This window comes from Butyrivibrio sp. AE2032, assembly GCF_000702965.1.
This window is the reverse complement of sequence record NZ_JNLF01000007.1, coordinates 170,976-180,571: the sequence shown is the minus strand read 5'-3', so window position 1 is coordinate 180,571 and position 9,596 is coordinate 170,976. Positions and strand designations below refer to the sequence as shown.

The following is a 9,596-nucleotide window of genomic DNA, read 5'->3' as shown; positions in this document are numbered from 1 at the left end:
CGTAATGACCTTGGAAAGATCAGTGAATTTGGCTCTGTTGAGGTTGAGAAGCTTCATTCCATAGAGAGGTACTCCCACGTTATGCATATAGGCTCAACAGTAAGAGGAATTATCAGGAAGGAATATGATGCGCTTGATGCCATCAATGCAGTTCTTCCGGCAGGAACCCTGTCAGGAGCACCCAAAATCAGGGCTTGTCAGCTCATAGGAGAGCTTGAAAACAACAAGCGCGGAATATATGGCGGAGCTATCGGATACATCGATTTTGCGGGAAATATGGACACCTGTATAGCTATCCGTCTTGTATACAAGAAAAACGATACTGTATTTGTCAGAAGCGGAGCAGGAATAGTTGCCGATTCTGATCCGGAGAAGGAATACACAGAGTGCCTTAATAAGGCCAGAGCTTCACTTCGCGCATTGGAGCTTTCTCAGGAGGTGAGCAGATGATTTTACTGATCGATAATTATGACAGCTTTTCCTACAATCTGTTTCAGCTTGTTGGGGAGATAGACCCGGATATCAGGGTCATAAGAAATGATGAGATGACTGTTGATGAGATAAGGGCACTTAACCCGGACAGGATCATTTTATCTCCCGGTCCCGGAAGACCGGAGGATGCAGGAATTATTGTTGAGGCAGCAAGGACCCTGGGAAAAGAAATACCGACTCTTGGAGTGTGTCTAGGACATCAGGCAATCTGCATGGCTTTCGGGGCAACGATCACCTATGCAAAAGAGCTAATGCATGGCAAGCAGTCAATGGTGAAGTTCGATAACAGCTCTCTGATCTTTAGCGATTGTCCGGAAAATGCACCGGTTGCAAGATACCATTCTCTGGCCGGCTGAAAACGGGCACTATTCCTGATTGTTTAAAGATAACGGCTGTTACTGAAGATGGAGAGGTAATTGGCTGTTCAGCCACAGAGATTTACCCAATATATGGGGTACAGTTCCATCGGAATCCATTATGGACCCCCGATGGGAAAGGGCCAATGGTTAAAAAGTTTTTATAAAAAAGTGTTGACAAATATAGCGTTTAGGAATATTATGTGAAAATAAAAATTGTATACAGGTATTCAAGTGATTCAACAAGGGCGTTGATGGAAGTTCATTTTTTTTTTGTGAGTTTTCCCACCAACGCCCTTTTTCACGTTCATGAAAAGTCAGGAAGACAAAATATATGTGCTCAATACTTGGAACAACATCAAAAACAATTAAACAGGAAGAGTTAAAGACCTTTCTTTGACAGGACCATTCCAAGAGGCCCCGGATATGTCAAAAGCTTATAGAGACGCCCTATCGGCTATCTTGGTTTTCACAGGCTTTGCGATCATGGGACTTCATCTTGAGGGAATGCAGCCCTTTGGAACTGGAGGGAGATATTGCTGTATGTAACGGCGAGATCTACGGCTTCAGAAAAGATGAAAAAAAGGAGCTTCAGAAGAAAGGGATACAAGCTTCAAGAGCGATTCAGACTGCGAAGTGATCCTTCCCCCTCTACCACGGAGTATGGAAATGCTATGTGGGGAAAAGCTTGGGAAGCGAGTTTTGCCCTGCATCCATATACGGACCCATGAAAAGAAACGAGCTAATTGCAGGGAAGAGACCCCATGGGAAATCAGACCTCTTTTCTACGGAATATGGAAGCGACGGAGCAATAATGTTTGCTTCAGAGGCATGTAACCTTCAGGGGCTTTGCGATGAGATAAAAGGCAATTTCCTCCCGGACATTTCTATGAAGGTGGCATGTTTGTAAGATTTGAGAACCTTACAGATGTAGAGAGCTACAGCACATCAGATGTTGAAGAGGCTTGCCAGGAGATCCATGACAGATTCACCAAATCTGTTAAGGACAGAATGGATGCTGATGCTCCCACTGGGATTTCTTTTATCAGGTGGTCTTGATTCAAGCCTTGTATGTGCCATTAGCCAGAGGCTTCTGAACGAAGAGGCACAGGACAGGTAAAAAGAGCCGTAAGAGAATAAGAACCTTTGCCATAGGAATGGAAAAGGATGCCATAGATCTTAAGTACGCCAAGGAAGTTGCAGATTACATAGGTTCTGACCACACAGAGGTGTACATGACCAGGGAACAGGTCCTTGAGGAGCTTCCAAATGTCATAAAGCTTCTTGGAACCTGGGATATTACAACAATCAGAGCCAGCATGGGAATGTACCTTTTGCTGCAAGGCAATCCACGAGAATACAGACGTGAGAGTCCTTATGACCGGTGAGATTTCCGATGAGCTCTTTGGATATAAGTACACAGACTTCGCACCAATGCTGAGGAATTCCAGAAGGAAGCAAAAAAGAGAGTTGATGAGCTCTATATGTACGACGTTTTGAGGGCTGACAGATGCATCAGTGCTAATTCCCTGGAAGCAAGAGTTCCCTTCGGAGATGTTTCTTTGTCAAATATGTAATGAGTATTGACCCGGAAATAAAGATGAATAAGTACAACATGGGAAAATACCTGCTTAGACATGCCTTTGAAAAAGAAAAGCTCCTTCCGGACAACATTCTTTGGAGACAGAAAGCAGCCTTTCTCCGATGCCGTAGGACCACAGCCATGGTTTGATGATTCTTAAGGCATACGCCAGAAGAGAAGTACTCAGATGAAGAGTTTGAGGCAAGGAAAAAGAAATATACCTACTGCCAGCCATTTTACAAAAAGAAAAGTCTTCTTTACAAGAGAGATTTTTGAGGAGTTCTATCCCGGACAGGCACCTATGATCAAGGATTTTCTGGATGCCAAATAAGGAATGGGAAAGGATGCGATGTAAAACGATCCTTCAGCGAGAGTTCTTTCTAATTATGGAGAATCCGGAGATACCCTTGAAGAAGTAGAAAAGCACGAGAAACTTAAAATTTCTTGAAAATAATATATCAGGGAGGATGAGGATATGAAAAAAAGAGGCCACACATTTTACCGGAAACTGTTTGGAAGTTACGTTTTCAACGAAGAAACAATGAAGGAGAGACTTTCAAGTGCTTCCTTCAAGGCATGGAAACAGTGCATCACAGACGGATCACCACTTGAGCTTTCTACAGCTAATGAGATTGCAGAAGCTATGAAGCAGTGGGCAGTTGAGAAGGGTGCAACACACTATACACATTGGTTCCAGCCAATGACCCGGCGTTACAGCAGAAAAGCACGACAGCTTTATTGATCCTGTTGGCGGCGGAAAGATCGTAATGGACTTTCTCAGGAAAAGAGCTTGTAAGAGGAGAGCCTGATGCATCTTCATTTCCCATCAGGTGGGCTTAGAGCTACATTCGAGGCTAGAGGCTATACAGCATGGGATCCTACATCTTTTGCATTCGTAAAGGATAATTCCTTATATATTCCTACAATCTTCCTTTCATATTCAGGAGAGGCACTGGATAAAAAAGACTCCTCTTCTGCGTTCAATGGATGCAGTAAGTAAGCAGTCTATCCGTGTTCTCAGGCTCTTTGGAGACACAGAGACAAAGCGCGTAACAGCACAGTGTGGTCCTGAGCAGGAGTATTTCCTTGTTGATAAGGAGCTCTATAAGGAGCGTGAAGACCTTATCATGGACAGGAAGAACTCTTTTCGGAAATAAGCCTCCTAAGGGACAGGAGCTTGAGGATCACTACTTTGGAGCTATCAAGCCTAGAGTAGCTGCATACATGGAGGATCTGGACAACGAACTTTGGAAGCTTGGAGTTCTTTCAAAGACAAAGCACAACGAGGTTGCTCCTTCACAGCATGAGATGGCACCTGTTTACTCAGATGCAAACACTGCTTCAGATTCAAACCAGATCGCTATGGATACAATGAAGAAAGTCGCTGACAGACACGGTTTTGTATGTCTTCTTCATGAGAAGCCATTTGCAGGAGTTAACGGATCAGGTAAGCACGATAACTGGTCAATCGGTACAGATACAGGAAAGAACCTTCTTAAGCCTGGCAGCACACCTAGCCAGAACGCACAGTTCCTTCTGTTCCTGGCAGCCTTTGTAAAGGGTGTAGATGAGTATCAGGATACTCTTCGCTGCACAGTTGCATCTGCAGGAAACGACCACAGACTTGGAGCTCAGGGAGGCACCACCAGCTATCATCTCTATCTTCCTTGGAGATGAGCTTGAGGCAGTAGTTGAGTCCATTATTAAAGGAAAGCCATACAAGGATGGCGGAAAGAAGAAGATCGAGATCGGTATCGATGTCCTTCCTTCTATTCCACAGGACAACACAGATAGAAACAGAACATCACCTATGGCCTTCACAGGTAATAAGTTTGAGTTCCGTATGCTGGGTTCAGCTCAGTCAATCTCCGGACCAAACATTGCACTTAACACCATTATGGCTCAGGAGCTTAAGGAATTTGCTGATATTCTTGAGAAGTCAAAGAACTTCAATGCAGACCTTCAGAAGCTCATTAAAAAGACCTTTACAGATCACCAGAGGATCATTTTCAACGGAAACGGATACGACAGCTCATGGGTTAAGGAAGCAACAAAGAGAGGCCTTTCAAACCTTATTTCAACAGCAGATGCTCTTCCTCACTATGCAGATAAGAAGGCAGTTGATCTTTACGTATCAAACGGTGTTTACACAGAGGGCGAGCTTGAAGCAAGAGCACTTATCCATGCTGATACCTACAACGCTAAGATCGCTATCGAAGCAAACACTATGCTGGATATGATCAGAAGACAGATCCTTCCTGCAGTTTCATCCTATGCAGCTGATCTTTGCGACAGAATGGCAACACTTAAGGCTGCCGGCTGTGTAACAGCATATGAGACTGATACATCCAAGGAAGTTGCAGTTCTTACAGATGCACTCATGAAGCAGTGCCAGAAGCTTTCAAAGGATATGGACAAGGTTCCTGAGGATCCATGGAAGGCACTTGCTTACTATCACAAGACAATCATTGCGGATATGGATGCTGCAAGAAAGTCTGCAGACGCTTTAGAGCTTTTAGTAGACCAGCAGTACTGGCCATTCCCAGTATATTCAGATCTTCTTTTCTCAGAATGATAAACTACCGGTAAACCTGCTCCGGCCTTTGGCCGGAGCAAAGAAAACCGGTTTAGGAGACAGTAACCATGACACAGATGTTATACAACGACAATATTGAGCGTGATGCCTGCGGAATAGGTGCAGTTGTAAATATAGATGGACATGCAGATGTTAAGGCACTGGATGACGCTCTGAGCATAGTAGAAAAGCTGGAGCACAGAGCCGGTAAGGATGCCAGCGGAATGGTTGGAGACGGCGTAGGAATACTGTTGCAGATCTCTCACGCATTCTTTTCCAAAGCAGCCAGATGCTGTGGTGTTGAGCTTAAGAATGCAAGGGATTATGGAATAGGAATGTTCTTCTTCCCACAAAATGACCTTAAAAGAACCTTTGCAAAGAGGATGTTCGAGGTTATCTGCGAAAAGAGCGGTCTTAAATTCCTTGGCTGGAGAGACGTTCCGGTACATCCGGAAATCCTTGGAGACATGGCCAGAGACTGCATGCCATATATCTGTCAGTGCTTTATCGAAAGACCTGAGGACTGCGAAAGGGGCATAGATTTTGACAGAAAGCTCTACGTCTGCAGGAGAGAGTTTGAGCAGAGCTCAGATGATACCTATATTACATCTTTGTCATCAAGAACTATTGTTTATAAAGGAATGTTCCTGGTAAAACAGCTCAGGGCATTCTATGAGGACCTTCAGAGCAAGGACTACAAGACAGCAATTGCCATGGTCCACTCAAGGTTTTCAACTAATACTACTCCCAGCTGGGAGAGAGCACATCCCTACAGAATGATCGCCCACAACGGCGAGATCAACACCATTAGAGGTAACATCGACAGGATGCTTGCCAGGGAAGAAACAATCATATCGCCTGTTATGAATGATGCAGATATCGATAAGATCTTTCCGGTGGTCAACAAGAGTGGTTCCGATTCAGCAATGCTGGATAACACCCTTGAATTTATGTACATGAACGGCATTGATCTTCCACTGGCTGTAATGATGACAATACCTGAGCCCTGGAAGCACAATCACTTCATGGAGGAGAACAAAAAAGATTTCTATCATTACTACGCTACCATGATGGAGCCCTGGGATGGACCGGCTGCGATTCTTTTCACCGATGGTGATGTACTGGGGGCTACCCTGGACAGAAACGGCCTTCGTCCTTCCAGATACTATATAACCGACGACAACAGACTGATCCTTTCCTCCGAGGTAGGTGTTCTGGATATTGAGCCTAAGCATATCGTTAAGAAATCAAGGCTTCAGCCCGGAAAGATCCTTCTTGTAGATACCAAGGAAAAGAGGATCATCTCCGATGAGGAGTGCAAGAATTATTACGCGTCCAGACAGCCCTACGGCGAGTGGATCGACGGAAATCTCCTTCATCTTGGAGAGCTGGCTGTTCCAAATAAAAAGATCCCAACACATTCTCAGGAACTTAGAGATAAGCTCTACAAAGCCTTTGGATATACCTATGAAGACGTTAAAAACGGCATTCTTCCAATGGCAGCTAACGGAATAGAGGCAACTGCCTCCATGGGACACGATGTTCCTTTGGCAGTACTTTCAGAGAAGCATCAGCCTCTTTTCTCATATTTCAAACAGCTCTTTGCCCAGGTTACAAACCCACCTATCGACTCGCTTCGCGAGGAAATAGTAACAGATACAACTGTATATATCGGATCTGACGGTAACCTTTTGCAGGAAAAGAGCGAAAACTGCCGTGTACTTGAGGTTAATAACCCCATCCTTACGGGAGTTGACCTTCTTAAGATAAAGACCCTGAATCAGCCGGGATTTAAGACTGAGACAATATCTCTTTTGTATTATAAGAACACATCCCTGAAAAAGGCGCTGGAGCAGCTTTCTATCAGCGTTGACAGGGCATACAGTAAGGGAAGCAACATTATCATCCTCTCTGACAGAGGAATCGATGAGAACCATGTGGCAATTCCTTCACTGCTGGCGATCTCCTCAGTTGAGCAGCATCTGGTCAGGACCAAGAAAAGAACTGCCATCTCTCTTATATTAGAGAGCGGCGAGCCCAGAGACGTACATCAGATGGCAACTATTCTTGGATTTGGTGCAAGAGCCATCAACCCTTACCTGGCACATGAATGCATTGCTGAGCTTATCGACATCGGTATTCTGGACAAGGATTACCACACGGCGATCAAGGATTACAATTTCGCAATCCTTCACGGAATTGTAAAGACTGCAGCGAAAATGGGTATTTCAACCCTTCAGTCATACCAGTCAGCTAGGATTTTCGAGGCAATCGGTCTTTCCAAGGAAGTAATTGATGATTACTTTACAGGAACAGTCAGCAGAGTAGGCGGAATCGGCCTTGCAGAGATCGAGGAGGGAATTAAGTTCCGTCATGATCATGCTTTTGACCCTATGGGTCTTGGAACAGATACAAGCCTCGACAGCACAGGATTCCACAAGCTTAGAAGCGGAAATGATAAAGAGGATCATCTATATAATCCTCAGACTATAATAGCCCTTCAGCAGGCTACACAATCAGGCAGTTACGAGAGATTCAAAGAATACACCGACATGGTGGATGATGAAAAGCCACATACATTAAGAGGTCTTCTTGAATTTGTAGCGGTAAAAGAGCCTGTTCCTCTTGATCAGGTAGAACCGGCATCTGAGATTGTAAAGCGCTTTAACACAGGCGCCATGAGCTACGGCTCAATCTCTCAGGAAGCCCACGAGACAATGGCTATTGCCATGAATACCCTTGGAGGTAAGTCAAATACCGGTGAAGGCGGCGAAAATCCTGACAGATTCGGAACCATAAGAAATAGTGCTATCAAGCAGGTGGCTTCAGGAAGATTTGGAGTATCCAGCAGATACCTTCTAAGTGCCCAGGAGATCCAGATCAAGATGGCTCAGGGCGCTAAGCCCGGTGAAGGTGGACATCTTCCAGGAAAGAAAGTATATCCCTGGGTTGCAAAGACCAGGTTCTCAACTCCCGGAGTATCACTGATCTCGCCCCCGCCACATCACGATATCTATTCTATCGAGGATCTGGCACAGCTTATATATGATCTTAAAAATGCCAACAGAAAGGCAAGGATATCAGTAAAACTGGTATCTGAGGCCGGAGTTGGAACCATTGCATCAGGTGTTGCCAAGGCAGGAGCTCAGGTTATCCTGATTTCAGGCTATGACGGAGGAACAGGTGCAGCTCCACAGAGCTCAATCCACAATGCAGGACTTCCCTGGGAGCTTGGTGTGGCTGAAGCCCACAGAGCCCTCATTGAGAGCGGACTTAGAGATCACGTTATCCTTGAGACCGACGGAAAGCTCATGAGTGGTCGGGACGTTGCCATTGCTTGTCTTCTTGGTGCTGAGGAGTTCGGATTTGCTACAGCTCCCCTTGTAACCATGGGCTGTATGATGATGAGGGTCTGCAATCAGGATACATGTCCTGTGGGTATTGCAACTCAGAATGAGACCCTTAGAAAGAGATTTAAGGGTAAGCCGGAATACGTTATGAACTTCATGCTTTTCATAGCTGAAGAACTCCGTGAGATCATGGCTCGCCTTGGATTTAAGACTGTAGATGAGATGGTTGGAAGAACCGATTGTCTGCAGGTTAAGGAAAAGCAGATCACAAAGCGTGCCGAGATGGTAAATCTCACTCAGATCCTGAACAGAGACTACGCAGGAATTGAGGACAGACACTTTAATCCGGCCAAGATCTACGATTTCAAGCTGAATACTACAGTTGATGAAGCAGTTCTTTTACCTAAGTTTGAAAAGTTCATCTCTCAGGGCAAAAAACACGATGAGGAAGTCATTGTTACCAGCACAAACAGGGCAGTTGGAACCATCATGGGCTCAGTTATCACTGAGAAGCTGGGAACAGAGCTTCCCGATGATACCTTCGTGGTTAACTGCCAGGGCGGAGTAGGCCAGTCATTTGGAGCATTTATTCCAAAGGGAATGACCTTAAAGCTTGAAGGAGATGCCAATGACGGCCTTGGAAAGGGACTTTCCGGCGGAAAGATCGTAGTTGTACCGCCTAAGGAAGCTAAGTTCAAGGCATCGGAGAACATAATTATTGGAAATGTGGCACTGTACGGTGCAACCTCTGGAAAAGCCTATATCTGCGGAGTAGCAGGAGAGAGGTTCTGTGTAAGAAATTCAGGAGCCATCGCGGTAGTTGAGGGCTGTGGAGACCACGGCCTTGAGTATATGACCGGAGGAAGAGCAGTTGTCCTTGGAGACACCGGCAAGAACTTTGCAGCAGGTATGAGCGGCGGAATTGCTTACGTTCTGGATACAAAACATGATCTGTACAAGCGCATGAATAAGGAAATGGTTTCACTCCAGGAGCTTACAGAGAAATACGACATAGCAGAGCTTAAGGAAATCCTTGAGGACTACGTAAAAGAAACCGGATCAGAGCTTGGAAAGTCAGTACTTGAGAATTTTGAAGAGAACATTCCTCACTTTAAGAAGATCGTTCCACATGACTACCAAAAGGTGATAAGTGCCATCGGTCGTTTCGAGGAGCAGGGAATATCCCATGAAAATGCAGTACTTGAGGCATTTAATGAGATAACAAAGTAATGAGGAAAGGG

Annotated in this window: 8 protein-coding genes and 3 pseudogenes; all 11 read left to right on the top strand. The window is 45.1% G+C overall.

What is annotated here, in order from left to right:
• Positions 1-450: chorismate-binding protein (locus BO18_RS31235; protein ID WP_034452863.1), on the top strand; the 450-nt coding region annotated here is incomplete at its 5' end.
• Positions 447-1,015 (top strand): annotated as a pseudogene (locus BO18_RS31230) (anthranilate synthase component II). The gene BO18_RS31235 and the pseudogene BO18_RS31230, both read left to right, overlap by 4 nt.
• A 350-nt stretch (positions 1,016-1,365) precedes the next feature.
• Positions 1,366-1,488: a hypothetical protein gene (locus tag BO18_RS36095; RefSeq protein WP_255351015.1), complete on the top strand. Its 123-nt coding sequence runs from the start codon at positions 1,366-1,368 to the stop codon at positions 1,486-1,488.
• A 48-nt stretch (positions 1,489-1,536) separates the two neighbouring features.
• On the top strand, positions 1,537-1,758 hold the full coding sequence (locus BO18_RS35940) for a hypothetical protein (RefSeq protein WP_242856645.1): 222 nt from the start codon (positions 1,537-1,539) through the stop codon (positions 1,756-1,758).
• Positions 1,749-1,907: a hypothetical protein gene (locus BO18_RS35935; RefSeq protein WP_242856647.1), complete on the top strand. Its 159-nt coding sequence runs from the start codon at positions 1,749-1,751 to the stop codon at positions 1,905-1,907. Before BO18_RS35940 ends, BO18_RS35935 begins: the two co-directional genes overlap by 10 nt.
• Positions 1,864-1,968: an asparagine synthase-related protein gene (locus BO18_RS36570; protein WP_334291240.1), complete on the top strand. Its 105-nt coding sequence runs from the start codon at positions 1,864-1,866 to the stop codon at positions 1,966-1,968. The genes BO18_RS35935 and BO18_RS36570 overlap by 44 nt, the downstream gene beginning before the upstream one ends.
• A gap of 37 nt (positions 1,969-2,005) precedes the next feature.
• On the top strand, positions 2,006-2,236 hold the full coding sequence (locus BO18_RS35925) for an asparagine synthase-related protein (RefSeq protein ID WP_242856644.1): 231 nt from the start codon (positions 2,006-2,008) through the stop codon (positions 2,234-2,236).
• 96 nt (positions 2,237-2,332) lie between these two features.
• Positions 2,333-2,580: pseudogene (locus BO18_RS36705) on the top strand (asparagine synthase-related protein).
• Between the two features lie 37 nt (positions 2,581-2,617).
• Positions 2,618-2,761, top strand: a complete 144-nt coding sequence (locus BO18_RS35915) for a hypothetical protein (RefSeq protein ID WP_242856642.1) — start codon at positions 2,618-2,620, stop codon at positions 2,759-2,761.
• Between the two features lie 144 nt (positions 2,762-2,905).
• Positions 2,906-5,005, top strand: a pseudogene (locus tag BO18_RS36700) (glutamine synthetase III family protein).
• A gap of 68 nt (positions 5,006-5,073) precedes the next feature.
• Positions 5,074-9,585, top strand: a complete 4,512-nt coding sequence (gltB, locus tag BO18_RS31215; protein ID WP_034452861.1) for a glutamate synthase large subunit — start codon at positions 5,074-5,076, stop codon at positions 9,583-9,585.
• Positions 9,586-9,596: the final 11 nt, after the last annotated feature.